Genomic DNA, 18,553 nt, shown 5'->3' on the forward strand with positions numbered 1-18,553 from the left:
ATCACTTGCCTCCCGGGTAGCGGTTGTTTCCGAACGCGGTGGCGTTTGACCACGCATTGGCGCCCCCTACCTGCACGTTGTTGTTCGAGAGCACACCCGACGCGTATGGCGTCTGGTAGCTGCTCTGACGCTGGCCGTACTGCCCAGCTAAGCCGGCAAGCCCATTGAGTGCGCCACCCCAAGCATTTGCCTGATTGAGCGCGCCATCTGCCTGCGCCTGCCCCTGTCCCGCCAGAATCCCGCTCAGCGCATTTGCGTTCGATTGGCCAGCGGCGCCGGCGCCTACTGCCGAGCTCTGCCCCAAGCGCGCCATATCAAACAGGGAATTCCGATAGCTGCCGAGCTGCTGCGCTGCGAGGCCCTGGCCGAACTGCATCAGGTCAGCTTGGTGTCCGCCGGAATACAAGCTGCCGCGGGCTGCAGCACTACGGTCTCGAGCCTGCCCGCCCTGTTGCTGCGCCCAGAGGTAGTCAGGGCTGTCCTGAAAGCCCGAGTAGTCGCCAGAGTTCAAGGCGTTGAGCCCGCCCAGGGCGCCCTGACCAGCGTTGAGGTACGGCGTGATGTTCTGCTGGAACTGATCACGCGCGTTGCGCTGTTCCATGATCGCCGCGTTGCCGGCGGCGCCCTGTGCCGATGCGGCATTCTTCGATGCATCGGACTGCATCTTTGCTGCGCCCACAGTTGCGACGCCAGCGATCACTGCTGCTGTTACTGCACCCATCAGAGAGTCCTCACGTAGACGGTTTCGGAGTGCGCATAGCCCATGCGCTGGTAGATTTCCGCTGCCTGGGGCGGGCTGTTGGAGAGGTGGATCATGAAAATTCCGTCGGCACCTTTGTCGCGACAGGCCGGCTCGATGGCCGCTAGAAGCGCTTTCCCGGCGCCGGCGCCCTGTGCGCCTGGATCGACGTACCAGACGACTTCGTGGGCCATGCGTCGCGCGCCGTTGAAGAGAAATGGGACTACGAAGAGTCCGACCATCCCGACCACACGTCCGTCGAGCTCCGCAATCAGCATCACGTGTTCCGAGGCCAGCGTTTCCGCCAGGCGGCGCACGGTGTCCTCATCGAAATCCGCATATCCGCGATACGTCGTCGTCGAGTAGAAGTCGCGACTCATCCTCACGATGTCATCGACGTCGTGCTCGGTGGCTTGCCAGACTTTCATGCCTACCTCGGAGAGAAAAAGGCGATAGCGATCAGCCGGCCGTCTTCAGGGCCGCTGCCGAACGCTGCGAATGGGTAGCGCGAGTGGAAGCGCGAGCTCTCGTAGATCAGTCCGCGGCCCAGCCTCATCTCGACGAGCTGGGTCATCTCCCACTTTGACTCGTCGTTCCAGTCGCCCTTGATCTGGTCGTAAAGGTCGACGTTGCCCGGGTCGATGCGCTCGGCACCCGTAGCATTGTGGCGCCAGAAGGCAGTGCCGCCCTCGCCTTCGCTGAGGTAGACCACCGCGGCGTGCGTCCCCCAGCCCATGTCGGAATGAACGGCGTGGTTCGGTGTTTCGCCGTTGAAGTTCAGTCGGTATCCCATGCCGAGCATGTCGACCGGCCCGCACCGGGCTTCGATCGCCGCACACAAGCCCGGCACCTCGACCAGCGCGACTCGCTTGTAGACCTCGCCATCTGGCCCGGGCCAATCAACGAACTGCGCGCACAGCCCCGCTTGCCGGACTGAAGCCGGCAAGAAGCTGTCGATCACTAGAAGCAAGTTCGTTCCCCAGCCCCGGGGAGGGACACGACTCCTTCCCCGGGGCGACCAATCACGAGTACCGGACCATCAAGCAGCTTTGCTGAGGCCGGAAGATGGTGGGCTTTCCGCCTGCGCGGAAATTCCCAATCCTCTCTTTAAGAATAGCGATCTGTGGGTGTAAATCGTTCCCGAAGCAAAGCGCACACGGGCTTCGTGGAGGCGAGCGCGGTACATGTTGTCCGCTGCCGTCCGCAGTTCGAAGAACGTTCCGTTTCTCATGCGAAGTTGGCGGGATCTCACTCCAACGGGCTCGGGAGCCCGCCGCCGCCAACAGACGGATAACGCATCGACCGCGGCAATCCACAACGCCTCGTCAGAGACTCGGATCCCACGCATGGCTGCATAGGCAGTCACGTATCGAAAACCGTGCTCAGCCACTCGCTCTACCTGGGACGCATCCCCCGCGTGGAAGAGCAGTAGAAGCGCAGGCCGAATATCGTGGATGCCCTCTCGCATGAAGGAGAGCGCTGCAGCTTGCTCAGGAAGGTGTCGCCTAGACCACCGGTTTAGCTCAGATGCTTGCACCGGCCACCCCGTCAGTTGAGGGGGAACACGGCAGGCGAGAGCTCATAGCTCACGCTCGCCACCTGACGGGAAGCGGAGAACCAAAGCATCGTGCCGCAGAGGCAGTTGCCGGTTGTGCCCACTTGGCACCACAGCTCGTGTTCCATCCACCAGCCTCGTGCAGGCTCACCCAACGCCTGCTCCGCTATCGCCTGGCGAAGTTCGAACTCCTGATGCTCTTCAATCTGCATCGGCTGCCCCCCGGCGGTGCGGCAGGTTCCGCGTTACCCGTCGCTTGCCCTCCTCCGTCCGCGGCCCAGTGCTCATGCCCCCGTGGAAGCGGCAGCGGCGTTTCCCTGGAACGCTAAGGGCCTCGCAGGGCTGACCATCCCTTCGCCTTGAAGCGCCACAGGGAACGCGGACAGGCGGCACCTTCGGTTGATGGACTGCCCGCTGAAAATCGCCCAAAGCCTCAGACGGCGCGCCAGAGTCACGCGCGCGCGCGCATACGTGTCGATTAATTCCGGGCGCGGGACCAGGCTTCCTCGCCCATGCCTCCACTATGGAATTCAGCACGGCACTGTTCGTTCCCTGCAGACCGGGCCGCCGCATGCTCTCGATCACGAGGAGCGCCTCGGTTGACGGGTAGTAGTCGATGCGGACATTTCTGGCCCGTCGTTCCCTCTGCGTACGGTTCGCTGACGGATGCCGGCTCATGCAGACACCTGCTTCTCGCGCGCGTACTGGGCCGCGGGATCTTTTAGGGACTGGCGAAATTCCGGAGCTGCGGACAAAGCGTCTCGCGCGCACGCGCATGGGCGCGATGCGGGAAGTCGAGCGCTTGCCACCCTCCCATCTCTCATCCCATCACTTGAGACCGTGCTCGCCTCAAATCTGGCGGGACGGGACAACCCCACACCCCTATAGAGCTGTCCCAGTCCCGCCAAATTGGCAGCACCGGCCAGCGGAGAGGGCGACGCCATGCGCCCCTTGCGGCGCGCGCCATGGCTAACGCCCGCATCCTCGTAGCTGTGGTGGGACTGGCGGGAGTCCCGCGAAATGTCCCGCGAGATCCCTGCTCGCAGCGCCGTTTCTTTGCGTTTTTTAATCACTGGCGGGACTCCCCGCTATCAGTCAGGGCGTAGACCGTGGCCGCCTTCCCCCGGACAGTTGCCGCGGCGCTCTTGATCAGACGCTCCTCCACGGCCCTGTCGATCGCCTTGTTGGCGACGTCGGACGACATGGACGCCAGCTCGCGAATGCGCCGCAGCGTTACTGGCTCGTCAGTCCCGCGAGCCTCCAAGGCCTGCACAGCCTCGACGACACGGCGGACTCGCTCGGCGGTCGTTGCCTCTGCCTTCTCTTCCTTCGCCTGGCCCTTCTGCTCCGAGCGCCGAGCGCGGACCATCTCGTGGACCTTTCGCCATGACCGCTCAGCGAGCTCCCGGGGGGCGTCCAACTCAACTGCAGCCGGCCCCCATTCCGTGGATACCCAGCGGAAGAAGATTGGCGGTGGCGTGATGCCCTTCGAGCTGTCCAGCGAAATGAGCGCTGTCACCTTCTCGGGCCGGCCGGGCGCCGCCATCTGTCGCAGCACTGTCCGCGCGTCGTTCTCTGGGAAGGGATCGTCCTCGCTGCCCAGGTTGACGAGCAGCCCGGTCTGGCGAGCGTTGTTGACGAGCGCAGTGCCGCCGCGGATGTCCGTCGTCGACACGTTTAGGTCGGCCAGGTTCGCAAGCGATGCCTGCGAGACGTGGTGGGACAGGACAACAGGAACCTTGAGCTCTCTGGCGATCCGCTTCAGCGCCAGAACAAGGACTCTGAAACCCGGGTTCGATTCTTCCGCATCAGACAGCGTGCTGGCTGTCTCGAAGATCAGAAGGCCGAGTGGTGCCGGAGCATTCGTCAGCGGTTCGAGCGCTTCGATGATGGCGTCCACGGTGCCGGTGGGTAGCGGCTGACCGTCGAGCACCATGACCAGCGTCTTGGCCGCCACGAGGCCGGCGTCATCGAGGTTCGGCACCAAGAGCCGCTCTCGCACGCAAGCACCCTCGCGCTCGCCTAGACATGCGATCTGGGCGGCCACCTTCCGTGCGTATTGCTGTCGGTCGTCTTCGGCCGAGTACACCACCACGCTTCGGTCTGACTCGGGCAGCAGGCCGCCGGCGAGACTGTGGCCAGTCACCATCGCCACCGCGATGCCGATCTTGACGGTCGTTTTGCCCTCGCGGCCGGCAGCGGCAAGGATGCTCACCTCTCCGGAGGGAAAGAGCCCCGTGTTGCCCTCGCGAAACGCGTGCGGCCATGGCTGCAGTGCGGCCAGCAGCTCCTCCTCGCTCCAAGGAACTAGCTGGTCCCGTAGAGCCTCGGAGATCGATGGGCCTTGCGTGCGTCCACCCACCGACTCACTAAGCGCCCTGGGTGCGGCCCCATACGCTCCAGCCATCACCTCGTCCCGCGGATCGCAGCTACGCTCCAAAAGCGCCGCACGCTCCGCCCTCGCGTCGAGAGATGCGGCCGAGACCATCACGCGCCCACCGCCTTGGCGCGCCAGTTAGGCCTGAAGGGCCGGAGGATCGCTCGCGCCTCTTCCACTCGACGGAGTGCCAAAGCGAGCCGTTGGTCGTCTTCGATGCTGAGGAGGTGCCACTTCGCGAGCTGCTGGCCAGCGATATGGATGATCAGCGCTTCATGCTCGAGCGCTTCGAGCGCTGCGCCCCATTGAGACTCGCGTGCTGCGATACGTGCCTGGTGCCGAGCCGCAGGAGTGTCTGCCGGCAAACGCTCCGGGAACAGGTCCGCGATTCCAAGACCGATTGCGCCAAGAACATCGCTCGTCTCGCATCCGCCGAAGCAGTGAACTAGCAGCCGCCCCTCATCCGCCTCGGTAACACTGAGCTTGCGGCTCTGCCCCCCACACGCAGGGCAGCGGGCTCGATAGCCGCGGCCAGACGACTGCACGCCTTCGAGCCTGGAAAGCAAATGGTCAAGCGGCGCGGCACTCACTGACCGACACCCATGTAGAGCGGCTTCGGCGCACTGTTGCTCGATCGAGCCGGAGCATAGCCGACCCGCACGAACCAACCCAACCGCAGTCCCGCGAGAATCACAGCGCCGAACCGACGCTGCTCATCGGGCAGATGCAGGCCCTGCTGGGCGGCCCATGCGCGATAGCGCTCGCAAGTCCAAGGCTGAGATTCGGATGCAGCGAACCGCTCGAGTAGTGCGGCAGCCTCCACCGTCCAATCACTGGTGGAGCTGTCTGCTCCGAACAAATCCACCGACGAATGAGGGACCGGCGAGCTCATGCTGCACCGTCCAGCGTGCTTGCCTCCGCAGACATGCGAACGACAGCACGTCGCACTCCATCAAGGTTTGCGATGACAGCCTGATACCGCTCGGGCGTCGGATCCTCAGCCAACCGGAGGAACTGCGCCTGCAAGGCATCGCCCAGGTCAATGAGACTGGGCACGGGGACCAACTTGTCAGGCCGATACAAGGCGCGGAGAAGCGAGATGTCGCTCACTGGACACCTCCAGGCGCAGAGGCGCTTGGGTGCGCCTTGCCGCGACCACTGGCAACCCCTATGCGGGCCGGCAGCGAGTAGAGGCTATCCAGGTAAACGAACCGCTTCTTTCCGATCGTGACCGTCTCGAGCAACCCTTCCGAGGCGAGCTCATACGCCTTCGATCGGCCGATACCGACCTTCGTGCACTCAGCGACGAAGGGTCGGAACTCTCGATATCCACCTGTGTCCATCATCTGCGCCCTGTATCCACGTCTGTGGGAATGGGGGCAGGATGATTAGAGGGCTAAGGATAGATAACGGGGGAACTCAGACAGATAACTGGAGGTACTCGCCGGGGCAGAAATCGCCATCTGGGAAACAAAGATCTGCCCCGGCACAACTTCGCTCTTTTATGAGCTGTTGCCACCGGTCTCACGATTCTTCCTGCTATCCCTTCGCCAATCCTTGACCCACCGCTCGACGCTTCTGGCGTCGGGTGTGTTCTTGACTCCGTAGAACTGCATGAAGTTGTAGATGGCGGTGGTTCTATTGCTTCGATAGGCTCTCTGGAACACGCGCCAAAGGCTGTACGCGAGGAATCTGTCAGGAGCAGTTCCGTCGAGCTTCTTGATGGGCGAGAGAGGAGGATTGTCCAGCAGGCCCCTCAACTGGTCGGTCTTGCGTCGATGGTAGGCAGCCAGCTTTAGCGGCTCCATTCCTATTGCGCCCCAACGAGCTGGATCCTCGATTACGGCGATGGCCTCAAGCAGTTCGGACGCCTGCTTGCGCAGTTCTGCGGGCTTAACTGCGTGTCGAACAAATGACGAACCGTAAAAATAATCTTCAAAAGCCGCTGCGACACCGCGGGAGACGCCGTATACATCCTGCTTTGCAAGCCACTCAAGATGCCGCTCTATACGCCTATTACGACGTCCTGTTGAATTCTCGATCTCCACCAAATCTTGGAAATCTTGGGGAGTCCGTTGAACTTCAGCCCCTCCCCTTCGAATGGTTGGACCATACGTGCCTGTGATGTCTTCCAAGGTGCGCACTCGATAGCAGCTTTCAACAATCTCGCGAGCTCGAGCGGATACCGGATCAGGCAAGGAAACGCTTTTACTTGCTCTATGTGCAGCCGCCCACGCGCGCTCGCTTGTGGGGTGCGCAGAAAGCCAAATTCCCACTGCGCTAATCTCAATCAACTTTCCGCACTGCATCCAGGCTTCTTCAAGAAGCGTGAGGACTGACTCAGCGTCCTGCAGAGGGTCTGAGACCCAATCAAACTCCGGTCTTCCATCTTTAAACGCGAGTAGCGGCTGCTCACCCACTTTTGAGGTAAGCCGCTGGAAGTCGGCAAATTCCTCGCGCGTTGGTGGCTTTATGTGGCTCAGTCTTTCCATTGTCGTTGCGCTCTAGTTAGGCGTGCACGAAGATCCGAAGCATGGAACTCGGCGCTTGCCAGCTCCTGCACCAAGGAATGGGCGAGCAGGATCGCAACGTGCCGAACACCCCTCTGATCCGAGGAGTGACCGGAACGCATTCCTATGCGACGCATATCAACCTTGCCCACATCAAATTTCACTCGCTGATCCGTCGTTGACGATCGCCGCCAGGTCAACAGCTAGCTCTCTGATACCGCTAAACCCCTGCACCATGTCCTCGACCTCCCGCTCTGCTTGCTCGCGGGTGATCTCCACACCCTTGCGCCGATGCAGTGCGATGCGACCTTCGATAAGGATCTCGTGCCCCTCGCGAGCATCTGCATCGCGCTTTGCAATTGCATCAGCCTCCCGCTGCAGCCTCTCGGCGTGCAGTTTCTGTCTGCCCGCTACATAAGCGTCTTTGAGCGCGCGCAGACGATCAGAAGGAAGACTGAGCGGCGCCCCCCCGCCATCTACCTCCCATTCAACGCAGTCGCAATGAGAGAACCAGATGCCAGGCACGCGTTCCGGCGCGTCGCGAGCGTCCTGCCAATCGACTGCATTCTGGAATGTGACCCCCTCGCATCCCTCGTCAACGACTTCCCAGCCGAGCTGATAGGCGCGCTCGATCAGCCCGACCTTGCTGACCTCCTCGACAACCATGCCGCCCTCAGCGTCGGGATACGTCATCACGATTGGCGACACATTCAGTGCAGCGAGCCAATCCAGCGCCTGCGCGCCATGCTCCAAGAGCGTTCGAAGGGGCACGTCAGCACACAGAAATTGCAACAGCGGGTCTGCAGAGAGCGGACAAGAATTCGGCGAATTTTCACCTGATTCGATCTTCATGATCAGGCCTCCAACAGACGCTTGGTCAAGCGAACGCCGTACCAAGAGGCGACGAATCGGGCGTAGTCAGGCGAGTACTTCGCGGCATGCCTGACCAACGCCCTGCGATAGGCATTCTCGCGCGCCGGCGGCCGCTTGCCTTCAACTTCGGTCGAACAGTTGGCGCATAGGACGCAGGTGAACATGCCGGCTGCGTCCTCCCGATGAGACGTGCACCTGCGAGTGGGCCCGAAGGCGCTCGTCACTTCTATATCGCATCGGTCGCACGAGTTGTGCCACCGCGGAAAGGACATCCGTGCAGGTATAATTTGCGTTGCCATGATCGTTCTCCATAGGAACGTTTGTGGAAGGCGAGCCGGGTGTTGACGCACCCGGTTTCGCCGCTTTGCCGGCTCATGCCAGCTTGAAGACATCCGCCTTAGCGCATGCCAGTTTTCTCAGTTGCCCTCACGATTGACGCAACGTTGTCGCTTTCGGCTTGGATGCGGTCGCAGTAGTCGGCCCACGCAGTCATGAGCTTTTCCCGCTTCACGAAAAGATCCGTGCGCCTGTAGGCGGCTTCCGTTTTGTCTTTCAGCGAGTGCGCGAGCGCCTGCTCAGCAATCTCCCGCGGAAACGCGGTCATGTCGGCAGCCCAGTCACGGAAGGTGCTTCTAAAGCCGTGCGAAACAACGCCGGGGCTCAGCTCCTTGAGGACCTTGAGCGGTGCAGCAGTCGTCATCGATGCATTCTTTCCCTCGCCGGGGAAGATGTACTTAGCGTCGATCCGGGGCATTGCTGTCAACACGGCGATTGCTTGATCGGATAACGGGATTCGATGCGCCTTGCCCGCCTTCATGCGCTCGGCCGGAACCGTCCAGGTCGCGCGTGCAAAGTCGATCTCGCTCCATTGCCCACCAGTGACCTCACTGGGACGACTGGCTGTGAGGATGATTAGCTCGAGCGCTCGGGCACCCAAGCTGTCTTTGGCGCGGAGCTGCTGCATGAAGCCGCCCACCTCGGTGTATGGCAGGGCTGGCCGCGGCTTTACGGCTTTGAGCTTTGCGGGTTTGGGAAGAAGCTTGTCGAGGTGCCCTCGCCACCGTGCTGGGTTGGTTGCAGATCGAAGCTTTCGTGCTGCTGCCCAGTCCAGCACCGCTTCGAGCCGCTGCCGGACACGTGTCGCTGTCTCTGTCTTGTCGTACCAGATGGGCTCAAGCGTGCGCAGGATCTCGGGAGTATCGATCACCGTAACCGGCAGGTCCCATAGATCACTCGCATAGGACTTGAGTGTGTTCTCCCACTGGCTAGCGTGTTTCTCATTGCGCCACGACGAACGATGCGCCTGGATGTACTGCTCAATGCAGTGGCCAAGCGATACACCACGTGCTCGATCGATCGCCGCTTGTGCTTTCGCCTTTGCGTCTGAGTCGATCGGGTCGATGCCCTCTCGAATAGATGCTCGCGCCCGCCTTGCAGCTTCTCGTGCCTGTTCGAGCGACACGTCGCGTTCGGGCCCCAGCCCCTTGTCACGATGCTTCTGGGTCGCCCTGTCGCGATAGCGGAACACCCAGGAGCGGCTGCCCGATTGGGAGATATAGAAGTACAGACCGTCGCCATCGCTGTAACGGCCGGGCTCCTTCAGCTTCCGGACCTTCAAAGCCGTCAGCTTGTTGACCGCTCTCGCCATCGTTCCCTCCCCTGTTACCTACATAAAGGCACGGATTTAGGCGAACGTCAATGGATAAGAATGGACGATCATCCAGCCAATCCGGCGGTTTAAACGGCTTCGAGACGGACAACCGGGACATCGTTGGACTTGACCGGACAAGAGTTGGGCGGACCCCCTCTCCGCCAGATTCGCAAACGCCCCGCAAGGGGCGTTTTGCGTTTCTGGCGGAGAGGGGGGGAGTTTGATGAGAACCCCCGGTTCGACGGATTCGCCGGGAGCGAATCCGGACAGCCGAACGGCTGGCCCCGGAAGCGCGAAGCGCTGGAGGGGTGAGGCCCATGGATGGGCCGAACAATCCCCGGGAGACGACGCGAGTGACTCCTGCTGACGGCCGGGAAGCCGCACCTCACCACTGCGTCCAAGACACCTCGCTCAGAACTTCGCGAACCACGCGTCCAATCTCCAGGATCAAATGGCTGACCAGCCATCCGGCCGTTCAAAAGCGGCTCCAGCTTCCGCTGGGATGACGCTGCAAAACCCAACGTGTTCGCACACCCAGTCCACGCAATGCACCACGTGCACCACGCTTGCCCTATGCTCCCGAACGGGTCCACCGTCACAATACCGAATGCGCCTTCCTCCCCAGTTCCGGACGCTCCGCGTCGTGTCTCGCGCCGACTGCCGAACCTCGATGGCCGCCGCGATGGGACCGCTGCGTTGTCAGCGGCAGACACCCCGGTCGGCCATTGCCAGGACACACGCATGATCGAGTTCGGCCACCTGACGCACATGGGCCTGCGGCGCGATCTCAACGAAGACACTTATTACGGCGACAGCGAGCTCGGCCTCTGGCTGATCGCCGACGGCATGGGCGGCCACGAGTACGGGGAGGTCGCCAGCGCCCTCGCGCGCGAGACGATCGTCCGCGAGATCCGCCAGGGCACCGCCCTGCCGCAGGCAATCCGCATCGCCGACGAGGAAATCATTCGCGCCTCGCGCCGGCGCAACGACAGTCTGCCGATGGGCACCACCGTCGTGGCCGCGCGGGTGAGCGGCAACCGCTTCGAGGTGGCGTGGGTCGGCGACAGCCGCGTGTACCTGTGGCGCGACAGCAAGCTCGCGCAGCTGTCGCAGGATCACAGTTACGTGCAGGAACTCATCGCCCAGGGCGCGATCAGCATTGACCAGGCGCGCAGCCACCCGCATCGCAACGTAGTGACCCAGGCACTGGGCGTCACCGATCCGCAGACGCTCAACGTCGAAACCCTGTCGGGCGAGTTGACGCCGGGCACCCAACTGCTGCTGTGCAGTGACGGCCTGACCGAGGAAGTGGACGACCGCGCAATCGCGCGCGTGCTCGCGCATCTGGAATGCAGCGCGCAGGAATGCGTCGACGGACTGGTCGCCGCCGCGCTCGATGGCGGCGGCTCGGACAACGTCACGGTGATCCTGATCCGCCGGCACTGAGCGCCAGCGCGGATTTCAGGCGGGCTCCAGTTCCACCGGCGCGCCCACGGGATCCCACAGACACACGCCTGCCTTTTTGCGGATCGCCTCGACCCGCGCCGCGTGCGCGGCGAGTTCGTCGGCTTGCACCACTAGCACAGGCCGCGCGCCGGCTGGCTGCGCAAGTACCACATGGCGCGTCGCACGCTCGGGCTCGGCCATCGCGCCGAACCCGATCTCGTGCTGGCCGGCGGTGAGCGCGAGATACACCTCGGCCAGTAGTTGCGCATCGAGCAGTGCGCCGTGCAACTGCCGATGGGCATTGTCGACGCCGAGTCGGCGGCACAGCGCATCGAGCGAATTGCGCTGACCGGGATAGCGTTGCCGCGCGAGCAGCAGCGAATCCTCCACCGTGACCCGCTGACGCAGATTCCCGTAGTCCGGGCCCAGCAGCGACAGCTCGTTGTCCAGGAAGCCGACGTCGAAGGCCGCGTTGTGGATGATCAGCTCGGCGCCTTCGATGAACTCGAGAAACGCATCGGCGATGTCGGCGAACGGCGGCTTGTCGGCGAGGAATTCCAGACTCAGGCCGGTGACCTCGGCCGCGCCCTGTTCGAAATCGCGGTCGGGCTTGATGTACTGGTGGTAGGTGCGGCCGGTCGGGCGCCGCTCGACGAGCTCCACGCAGCCGATCTCGACGACGCGGTTGCCCTTCTTCCATTCCAGGCCGGTGGTTTCGGTATCGAGAACGATCTGACGCATGCGTGTCCTTCCGTCAGGCTGCGGCGGTGCGCTGTTCGCGCGCGGCGGCACTGGCCAGCGCGTCGACGCGCTCGTTCTCGGGATGGCCGGAGTGACCCTTCACCCAGCGCCAGTCGATCTGATGGCGCTCGCAGGCGATCTGCAGGCGCTGCCACAGATCCTGGTTCTTGACCGCGCCGCCGCCGGCGGTCTTCCAGCCGCGCTTGATCCAGTTGCGCATCCACTCGGTGATGCCCTGGCGCACATACTGGGAATCGGTGTGCAGCACGATCTCGCACGGCTCGCTCAGCGCTTCGAGCGCAGCGATCGCGCCCATGAGTTCCATGCGGTTGTTGGTGGTCAGGGGCTCGCCGCCCGACAGTTCACGCTCGGTCGCCTTGTAGCGCAGCAGCGCGCCCCAGCCGCCGGGGCCGGGATTGCCGAGGCAGGCGCCATCGGTATAGATCTCGATCGACTTCATCGGTGTTCCGGAAACATGAGGATCAGGCCGCCGGAGCGGCCAATGGCATCGGCATCGCACGGCGACTGCGTGTCGGCGTCAGCGGCAGATGCCGCTTCTGCCCGCGCAGCGCGTAGGCCGCGCGCAGGCCTGGGCCGTTCTGGGATTCGGTGACGGCCTCGGGGCGCCAGCTGGGACCCACGCCGGTGGAAACCGCATCCGGCGCAAGGCCGGCATCGCGCATCCGGCGACGCCAGGTCAACGGCTCGGCGCTGGCGATCCCCGTCCCCCGCCAGCGCCAGCGATAGGGCGTCAGTGGGTTGAGGACCAGCAGCCACAGATGACCGCCGGGGGCGAGTACACGCGCAGCCTCATCGAGCAGGCCCAGTGCATCTTCACCACCCCCGACCACATGCTGCAGCACGACCGCGCCGAAGGCTTCGCTGGGCAGTGGCAAGGGCGCGGCGCAGCGCACCGGCCCGTACAGCGTGTTCCCCTGCCGCACCAGGCATAGGCCGCGGCCCTCGACCTGCAGATCAGGCGCCGCGGGCGCCAGCCACAACCAAGGAAGGCCCGGGTGCGAGCCCAGGGCCTGGGCCACGAGCGCGTGCTCGCTGTCGAGAATCGCGCGGCCGGCCGGGGTCTCGAACCAGTCGCGGGGACTGCCGGCTTGACCGGCCTGGGAGATCGCGGGCATGGTCGGCATTGTAATGGCTTCCAGCCGCCGCCGAGCCGACCGATGCGACTGCAGCCGTTGCCCGCCTTCGAGGACAACTACATCTGGACGCTCGGTGACGCGTCCGGTAACGCCATCGTGGTCGACCCGGGCGAGGCCGGGCCGGTGCTGGCCGCTGCCGAAGACGGCCTGACCCCCATCGCCCTGCTGCTGACCCATCACCACGCCGATCACATCGGTGGTGTGGACGCGCTGCTGGCGCGCTGGCCCGACCTGCCGGTATTCGCGCCCGACGATCCCAGGATCCCCCAGGCGACTCGCCATGTGGGCGATGGTGACGCCGTCGAAATCGCCGCCTGGCACTTCGATGTGCTCGCCGTACCGGGCCATACCCGCACGCATGTGGCCTTTCACGGGCACGGGCATCTGTTCAGCGGCGATACCCTGTTCAGCCTCGGCTGTGGGCGGATGTTCGAAGGTACGCCGGCCCAGATGCTGACCTCGCTCGATCGACTGGCCGCTCTGCCTGCCGATACACTGGTCTGCTGTGGTCACGAATACACCCGGTCCAATGCCGCCTTCGCGCGCGTGGTCGACCCGGACAACGCAGCGCTGCGGCGCCGTGAACAGGAGATTCTCGACATGCGCAGCACCTCGCGCCCCACCTTGCCCGTCACGCTCGCCAGCGAGTGCGACTGCAACCCCTTCCTCCGCGTCGATACAGATGCGGTCCGGGCTGCTGTTTCGCGTCAGGCCGGCATCGCCCTGATCGACCGGGTCGACGTGTTCGCCGCCCTGCGGCGCTGGAAAGACGGCTTTCGCGCATGAGGCCGGGGCGCATGACCCGACTGGCCGTAGCACTCTTCGCACTTTCGATTCCGGCAGTCGCCGGCTTCGCCGCCGATGCACCGGCCAGCGTCTCCACGCCTTCCATCGCGCCGCCAATGCTCGCCGCCGCCTCCACGCCGGCAGTCACCCGCAACGGCCAGGACGTGTACCACCGCTTCATCGAGGGCCTGTCCGAGCCTGCGTGCACTGCGGAGGCTACCGAACGCTGGCGCTCGCATTTTGGCCATGTGCCGCGCCAGCTGGCTTCGCGCGGCAATGACGTGCTGCCGCTGTTCGCCTACGTGGTCGAAGAGGTGCGCGCACAGCACCTGCCGACCGAGTTCGCCCTGATTCCCTTCGTCGAGAGCGGCTACCGCCCCGGCGCGCGCAGCGCATCCGGGCCTGCCGGCCTGTGGCAGTTCATCGCGGTGACCGCGCGCAACCACGAGATTCCGATCCGCCCGGGCTACGACGGACGCCTGTCGCCCGCCGATTCCACCCGCGCCGCGGTGCGCTATCTCAAGACGCTGCACGGCATGTTCGCCGGCGACTGGCGCCTGGCCGTCATGGCGTTCAACGCCGGTGAGTACCGCGTGTTCGGCGCGCTCAAGCGCGCCGGCCAGGAGGCCCGGGATGCAACACCCGACACGCTGCCGATGCCGCAGACCACCCAGGCCTACGTGCGCAAGCTCCATGCGCTGTCTTGCCTGATCAAGGAAGCCGGCGAGCGCGAGACCTGGATGGCGTCGATGGACCGGGAGGTGCCCGCGCTGACGGCGATCACGGTACCGGACGGAATCCGCGATCTCGACACCCTTGCCAGCCGTCATGAGACCGACGCCGCGCGCCTCAAGCGCCTGAACCCTGCGCATGTGGACGGCCGCCTGGCGCGGATCGGTCAACCGGTCACCCTGCTGGTCCCGCAGGCCGCCGCCGCGCCGCCTGTGTTCATGGCGGAGGCGCCGCCCGAGGTCGACATTCCGCCGACGACCGGTGACACCGCCGGCGCTGCGCGGCGCGTGCATACCGTCAGCCCCGGCGAATCCCCCTGGTCGATCGCCAAGCGCTATGGCCTGCGCACACAGGAACTGCTGACGCGCAATGCACTCGATGCGCGCAGCGTGTTGCGGCCGGGCATGGAATTGCTGATCGACGAACGCTGACGCTTGCCGTGAGCGCGGAGCGCGCGGATGTCTCGTCCCGCGCAACACCTCACACGAAAAAGCCCGGCGAAAGCCGGGCTTTTTCGTTGCACATCAAGCGAGATTACAAACGCGCTTCGTTGACCGTGATCTTCATCTGGCGACGCAGGCTGCGCTGCAGCACTTCGGCATCCTCGCTGCCCAGCAGGCTGCCCAGCTGCTGCCGCAGCATCGCCCGCTCCTGCTCGCTCGCATCGTCCGGGTTGCCCGGCTCGACCCTGGTCACCGCGAATACCACCGCGCTGCCGTCGGCCAGCATTACCTTGCCCGGCGTCGGCGCCTCGCCACTCGGCGGCGCGGCGCGGAAGTAGGCCTGACTCGCTGCAGCGTCCGGCACCGGCGCACCGCGCGGAATGCCCGGCACCTCCTGCGCCTGCAACTGCCGCTCGCTGGCCAGCGCCTGCAGGGTCTTGCCACCCGCGATCTCGGCGACCATCGCATCGGCAGTCTGCTCGGCCTGCTTGCGCGCCCGGTCGGCCCGGACCTCGGCAATCACCCGCTCGCGCACCTGCTCCAGTGGCTGCGCGCGCTCGGGCGTGTGGCTGGTGACGCGGATGAACACTGTCTGGTTCGGACCGATCTCGATCGGATCGCTGACCGTCCCGTCCTGGGTCAACGCTTCGGAGAACGCCGCCTGCACCACCGCGTTGTTGGCTGCAATGCCGCTGCCGGCGCCGCGCGCGAACGGCGCGATGGTCTGGATGGGCACGCCGCCGACTGCCGCAGCAGGCTCCAGCGACATCGGGCTCTTGTTGATCTCGTCGACAATGCGGCCGACCTGCTCGTTGTAAACACGCGAGCTGTCGCCCTCGCGGACTTCCTTTTCCATCTGCGCGCGCACGTCTTCGAACGCCACCGGCTCGCCGGCATCCACCTCGCGCAGCTGCAGCACATGCCAGCCGAAGTCCGTCCGCACCGGCGCACTGACCGCGTCGGGCTGCAGCGCGAACAGTGCGTCTTCGAACGCGCCGGCCATCATGCCCTTCTCGATCCAGCCTAGATCACCGCCGCCGTCTCTGGAGCCGGGATCGTCGGAATTTTCGCGTGCGAGCGCGGCGAAGTCGGCGCCCGGCGCCTGCGCCTGGGCAGCGATGTCGGCCGCCTTCTTCTGCGCGGCCTGCTGCGTGGCGTCGTCCGCGCCGGCCGGCACTTCGACGAGGATGTGCGACGCCAAGCGACGCTCGGCAGTCGTGAAGCGCGACTTCACCTGTTCGAAATGCGCGCGCACCTCCGCCTCGTCGACCGCTCCGCCGTCCGCGCCGGCTTCGCTCTTGAGTTCGAGGTACTCGAGCGCGACCTTTTCCGGCTCGCGATACCGCGAGGCATGCGACTCGTGCCACGCCTGCTGCTCTGCCTGCGACACCTCGGCAGTGTCGACCGCCGGGGGCGGCACGACGACGAAGCTGACATCGCGACGCTCCCCGAGCAGCCGCATCAGGCGCCTGGACTCACCCTCGGTGACGAACGCGGTCTCGGCGATCGACTGCGGCACCAGAGCACGCTGCAGATCGATGCGGATGCTTTCCTGGAAATCCCGCGGTGTGCGCGGCGGCTGCGTGGACTGCAACGCCATCTGGTAACGCTGCGGATCGAAACGGCCCTCGACCTGGAACGCCGGAATCGAACGGATGATCTCCTGCACCTGCGCATCGCCGACGACGATGTTGGCGCGATCCGCGGCCAGGCCGAGCACGGCGCGGTCGATCAGCTGCTCGAGCACTTCGCGCTTGCTTTCCATCGTTTCGAACGCGCGCGCGTCGAAGGCTTCGCCTTCCTGCTGACGGCGCTGCTCGCGCATGCTGTCGAAGGTCTGCCGGAACTCGGCGGCGCTGACTTCCGCCGAACTCCAGGCGAACTTGCGCACCAGCCACCAGTCCGGCGCGGACTGCCACCATTTCGGCGGCGCCTCGACCTTGGCCGCATAGTCGGCATTGTTCTGGAACAGATACTGCTCCATCCCGAAGAACGCGAAGGGGACCGCGAGCACCGCCACGATGGCGATGGCGATCCAACCACTGGTCTTATCTCGAAGCGCTTGCAGCATGGTTTCGGACACGGGATGGCGAGCCGCCCAGTGTACCCGCAAGGCTTCGCGCGCGCAGGCATAGCCCCCGTCCACACCGCGCTGCAGGCGCTCTTGCACCTGTTCATTCGCGATCCGGAATCCGGTCGTAATCGCCTGGGGGATCGCGTACCATGCGCGCCTGACCGGAATCCCCGTCCGGACCAGCAGCGCAATGCGCCGCCGGCCGGATGCTCCAGACGTACGACACGTCGCTATCTCAAAAAGAAGAGGAATTCACTGATGGCAAACCTCACCAAGTCCGACATCATCGCTTCGGTTGCCGAGAAGTCCGGCCTGTCGCGCGCCGACGCTGGCCGCGCTGTCGACGGCCTGCTCGACACGATCACCGAGGCGCTGAAGAACGGCGACGCGGCCAACTTCGTCGGCTTCGGTTCGTTCGTCGCCCGTCCGCGCGCTGCACGCACCGGCCTGAACCCGCAGACCAAGGAGCCGATCCAGATCGCCGCTTCGACCGTGCCTGCGTTCAAGGCTGGCAAGGCGCTGAAGGATGCAGTAAAGTAAGCGGCTCGATTGTTCCGCATGGGTGCTTAGCTCAGCGGTAGAGCGTCTCCTTTACACGGAGAGGGTCGGGGGTTCGAAACCCTCAGCACCCACCAAGAGTTTCAAAGCGCGGAGCGGTAGTTCAGTTGGTTAGAATGCTGGCCTGTCACGCCGGAGGTCGCGGGTTCGAGTCCCGTCCGCTCCGCCAATTCTTCAAACAGAAAACCCTGCAGAGATGCGGGGTTTTTTGTGGCCTGTGTTTTTGCGGGTCATGCGTGCGGCGTCCGCGCGGCGCACGGGTGATATCCGCACTTCGCACGAGCGCCTCGACGCGCAGCCGCGTGTGATGGGTGGCGGGTGCGCACCTGGGCCGTACATCGATGGCGTGCGTCCCCAAGACCACGCACACGACTTGGGCGTCTCCACCGCCCGGTGGGAATCGAAGATGCGATGACACCTATCGCGCGCGCATGCGCGCGACACCTCCGGCGCGTCGCATCGATTCGACCGCCCGCACTGCCACGACACGCTTTGCACAAGCGCGGACGGGCGAAGAAAACACGTAACGCCGGGACCGTCACAAGCGGTTTCGGTGCAGCGCACAAGCCAGTGAAAGAAAAGTGGATCTCCCCTCTTCCCAAGCGCGAACTTTCATGTAGAATCTCGCGCCTTGGAGCGGTAGTTCAGTTGGTTAGAATGCTGGCCTGTCACGCCGGAGGTCGCGGGTTCGAGTCCCGTCCGCTCCGCCATTTGCAAGCGAAAACCCCTGCAGAAATGCAGGGGTTTTTCGTGTGTGCCGACGTCGGCGCAGCGCGCCCGAACGACCGCAACTGCCCTTGGCGTAGGCACGCGCAAGCCTCGATGTCGCTACTGGAATCCGCATCCGGATCGACCGCGGCCATCTTCAGCTTTGCCGCTTCACGTCCCAAGGCGTTTCGTCAGGCGCGCCG

The 18,553-nt window shown here is 64.5% G+C and carries 18 protein-coding genes and 3 tRNA genes; 7 read left to right on the top strand and 14 right to left on the bottom strand.

Annotated elements, in window-relative coordinates; genetic code table 11:
- Position 1 precedes the first annotated feature (1 nt).
- The 10 genes from J2X52_RS12785 to J2X52_RS12830 form a co-directional block, all read right to left on the bottom strand.
- Positions 2 to 721 (bottom strand): hypothetical protein, encoded by a 720-nt coding sequence (locus J2X52_RS12785; protein ID WP_310153929.1) that lies wholly within the window; start codon positions 719 to 721, stop codon positions 2 to 4.
- Positions 721 to 1,167, bottom strand: a complete 447-nt coding sequence (locus J2X52_RS12790) for a GNAT family N-acetyltransferase (protein ID WP_310153931.1) — start codon at positions 1,165 to 1,167, stop codon at positions 721 to 723. The genes J2X52_RS12785 and J2X52_RS12790 overlap by 1 nt, the downstream gene beginning before the upstream one ends.
- Before the next feature lie 2 nt (positions 1,168 to 1,169).
- On the bottom strand, positions 1,170 to 1,700 hold the full coding sequence (locus tag J2X52_RS12795) for a DUF6445 family protein (protein WP_310153934.1): 531 nt from the start codon (positions 1,698 to 1,700) through the stop codon (positions 1,170 to 1,172).
- A gap of 587 nt (positions 1,701 to 2,287) precedes the next feature.
- Complete coding sequence (locus J2X52_RS12800) at positions 2,288 to 2,506, bottom strand: hypothetical protein (protein ID WP_310153938.1); 219 nt, start codon at positions 2,504 to 2,506, stop codon at positions 2,288 to 2,290.
- Positions 2,507 to 3,363: 857 nt separating this feature from the next.
- Positions 3,364 to 4,782, bottom strand: coding sequence for an AAA family ATPase (locus J2X52_RS12805; RefSeq protein ID WP_310153941.1), 1,419 nt, complete (start codon positions 4,780 to 4,782; stop codon positions 3,364 to 3,366).
- Entirely contained in the window at positions 4,782 to 5,261 is a 480-nt protein-coding gene (locus J2X52_RS12810) for a hypothetical protein (protein ID WP_310153943.1), read from the bottom strand. Before J2X52_RS12810 ends, J2X52_RS12805 begins: the two co-directional genes overlap by 1 nt.
- A complete protein-coding gene (locus J2X52_RS12815; RefSeq protein WP_310153946.1) occupies positions 5,258 to 5,563 on the bottom strand; it encodes a hypothetical protein in 306 nt (101 codons plus the stop codon). The genes J2X52_RS12810 and J2X52_RS12815 overlap by 4 nt, the downstream gene beginning before the upstream one ends.
- 610 nt (positions 5,564 to 6,173) lie before the next feature.
- A complete protein-coding gene (locus J2X52_RS12820) occupies positions 6,174 to 7,163 on the bottom strand; it encodes a hypothetical protein (RefSeq protein WP_310153948.1) in 990 nt (329 codons plus the stop codon).
- Between the two features lie 171 nt (positions 7,164 to 7,334).
- Positions 7,335 to 8,033, bottom strand: coding sequence for a hypothetical protein (locus J2X52_RS12825; protein WP_310153953.1), 699 nt, complete (start codon positions 8,031 to 8,033; stop codon positions 7,335 to 7,337).
- Between the two features lie 418 nt (positions 8,034 to 8,451).
- On the bottom strand, positions 8,452 to 9,702 hold the full coding sequence (locus J2X52_RS12830; protein WP_310153956.1) for an integrase arm-type DNA-binding domain-containing protein: 1,251 nt from the start codon (positions 9,700 to 9,702) through the stop codon (positions 8,452 to 8,454).
- A 744-nt stretch (positions 9,703 to 10,446) separates the two neighbouring features.
- Here J2X52_RS12830 and J2X52_RS12835 point away from each other — a divergent pair.
- Positions 10,447 to 11,151, top strand: a complete 705-nt coding sequence (locus J2X52_RS12835) for a protein phosphatase 2C domain-containing protein (RefSeq protein WP_310153959.1) — start codon at positions 10,447 to 10,449, stop codon at positions 11,149 to 11,151.
- 15 nt (positions 11,152 to 11,166) lie between these two features.
- On the opposite strand, the gene dnaQ is transcribed toward J2X52_RS12835, so the two are convergent.
- The 3 genes from dnaQ to J2X52_RS12850 are packed head-to-tail and all read right to left on the bottom strand — an operon-like array spanning position 11,167 to position 13,028.
- Positions 11,167 to 11,892: a DNA polymerase III subunit epsilon gene (dnaQ, locus tag J2X52_RS12840; RefSeq protein WP_310153961.1), complete on the bottom strand. Its 726-nt coding sequence runs from the start codon at positions 11,890 to 11,892 to the stop codon at positions 11,167 to 11,169.
- Positions 11,893 to 11,905: 13 nt separating this feature from the next.
- Positions 11,906 to 12,352, bottom strand: a complete 447-nt coding sequence (rnhA, locus tag J2X52_RS12845) for a ribonuclease HI (protein ID WP_159679220.1) — start codon at positions 12,350 to 12,352, stop codon at positions 11,906 to 11,908.
- 22 nt (positions 12,353 to 12,374) lie between these two features.
- Complete coding sequence (locus tag J2X52_RS12850) at positions 12,375 to 13,028, bottom strand: methyltransferase domain-containing protein (RefSeq protein WP_310153966.1); 654 nt, start codon at positions 13,026 to 13,028, stop codon at positions 12,375 to 12,377.
- A gap of 42 nt (positions 13,029 to 13,070) precedes the next feature.
- Here J2X52_RS12850 and gloB point away from each other — a divergent pair, with 42 nt between their 5' ends.
- Both gloB and J2X52_RS12860 read left to right on the top strand, forming a co-directional pair.
- On the top strand, positions 13,071 to 13,835 hold the full coding sequence (gloB, locus tag J2X52_RS12855; protein ID WP_310153969.1) for a hydroxyacylglutathione hydrolase: 765 nt from the start codon (positions 13,071 to 13,073) through the stop codon (positions 13,833 to 13,835).
- 11 nt (positions 13,836 to 13,846) lie between these two features.
- Positions 13,847 to 14,998 carry a transglycosylase SLT domain-containing protein gene (locus J2X52_RS12860; protein ID WP_310153972.1) on the top strand — a complete coding sequence of 384 codons (1,152 nt, stop codon included), beginning with the start codon at positions 13,847 to 13,849 and terminating at the stop codon, positions 14,996 to 14,998.
- 103 nt (positions 14,999 to 15,101) lie between these two features.
- Here J2X52_RS12860 and J2X52_RS12865 read toward each other — a convergent pair whose 3' ends face one another.
- Positions 15,102 to 17,093 (bottom strand): SurA N-terminal domain-containing protein, encoded by a 1,992-nt coding sequence (locus J2X52_RS12865; protein WP_310153975.1) that lies wholly within the window; start codon positions 17,091 to 17,093, stop codon positions 15,102 to 15,104.
- A 249-nt stretch (positions 17,094 to 17,342) separates the two neighbouring features.
- Here J2X52_RS12865 and J2X52_RS12870 point away from each other — a divergent pair, with 249 nt between their 5' ends.
- From J2X52_RS12870 to J2X52_RS12885, 4 genes are all read left to right on the top strand, one after another.
- Positions 17,343 to 17,624, top strand: coding sequence for an HU family DNA-binding protein (locus J2X52_RS12870; RefSeq protein ID WP_159679230.1), 282 nt, complete (start codon positions 17,343 to 17,345; stop codon positions 17,622 to 17,624).
- A gap of 20 nt (positions 17,625 to 17,644) precedes the next feature.
- Positions 17,645 to 17,719 (top strand) — tRNA-Val (locus J2X52_RS12875).
- Between the two features lie 15 nt (positions 17,720 to 17,734).
- Positions 17,735 to 17,811, top strand: a tRNA-Asp gene (locus tag J2X52_RS12880).
- A 464-nt stretch (positions 17,812 to 18,275) separates the two neighbouring features.
- Positions 18,276 to 18,352, top strand: a tRNA-Asp gene (locus tag J2X52_RS12885).
- Positions 18,353 to 18,553: the final 201 nt, after the last annotated feature.

Source organism: Luteimonas sp. 3794, from assembly GCF_031456825.1.
Taxonomy (GTDB): domain Bacteria; phylum Pseudomonadota; class Gammaproteobacteria; order Xanthomonadales; family Xanthomonadaceae; genus Luteimonas.

Excerpts from the sequence above, each read along its gene's own strand:
- dnaQ (WP_310153961.1), bottom strand. The coding sequence starts at position 11,892 with ATGCGTCAGATCGTTCTCGATACCGAAACCACCGGCCTGGAATGGAAG.
- J2X52_RS12815 (WP_310153946.1), bottom strand. The coding sequence starts at position 5,563 with ATGAGCTCGCCGGTCCCTCATTCGTCGGTGGATTTGTTCGGAGCAGAC.
- J2X52_RS12805 (WP_310153941.1), bottom strand. The coding sequence starts at position 4,782 with ATGGTCTCGGCCGCATCTCTCGACGCGAGGGCGGAGCGTGCGGCGCTT.
- rnhA (WP_159679220.1), bottom strand. The coding sequence starts at position 12,352 with ATGAAGTCGATCGAGATCTATACCGATGGCGCCTGCCTCGGCAATCCC.
- J2X52_RS12785 (WP_310153929.1), bottom strand. The coding sequence starts at position 721 with ATGGGTGCAGTAACAGCAGCAGTGATCGCTGGCGTCGCAACTGTGGGC.
- gloB (WP_310153969.1), top strand. The coding sequence starts at position 13,071 with ATGCGACTGCAGCCGTTGCCCGCCTTCGAGGACAACTACATCTGGACG.
- J2X52_RS12800 (WP_310153938.1), bottom strand. The coding sequence starts at position 2,506 with ATGCAGATTGAAGAGCATCAGGAGTTCGAACTTCGCCAGGCGATAGCG.
- J2X52_RS12835 (WP_310153959.1), top strand. The coding sequence starts at position 10,447 with ATGATCGAGTTCGGCCACCTGACGCACATGGGCCTGCGGCGCGATCTC.
- J2X52_RS12870 (WP_159679230.1), top strand. The coding sequence starts at position 17,343 with ATGGCAAACCTCACCAAGTCCGACATCATCGCTTCGGTTGCCGAGAAG.
- J2X52_RS12820 (WP_310153948.1), bottom strand. The coding sequence starts at position 7,163 with ATGGAAAGACTGAGCCACATAAAGCCACCAACGCGCGAGGAATTTGCC.
- J2X52_RS12825 (WP_310153953.1), bottom strand. The coding sequence starts at position 8,033 with ATGAAGATCGAATCAGGTGAAAATTCGCCGAATTCTTGTCCGCTCTCT.
- J2X52_RS12850 (WP_310153966.1), bottom strand. The coding sequence starts at position 13,028 with ATGCCCGCGATCTCCCAGGCCGGTCAAGCCGGCAGTCCCCGCGACTGG.
- J2X52_RS12860 (WP_310153972.1), top strand. The coding sequence starts at position 13,847 with ATGACCCGACTGGCCGTAGCACTCTTCGCACTTTCGATTCCGGCAGTC.
- J2X52_RS12790 (WP_310153931.1), bottom strand. The coding sequence starts at position 1,167 with ATGAAAGTCTGGCAAGCCACCGAGCACGACGTCGATGACATCGTGAGG.
- J2X52_RS12830 (WP_310153956.1), bottom strand. The coding sequence starts at position 9,702 with ATGGCGAGAGCGGTCAACAAGCTGACGGCTTTGAAGGTCCGGAAGCTG.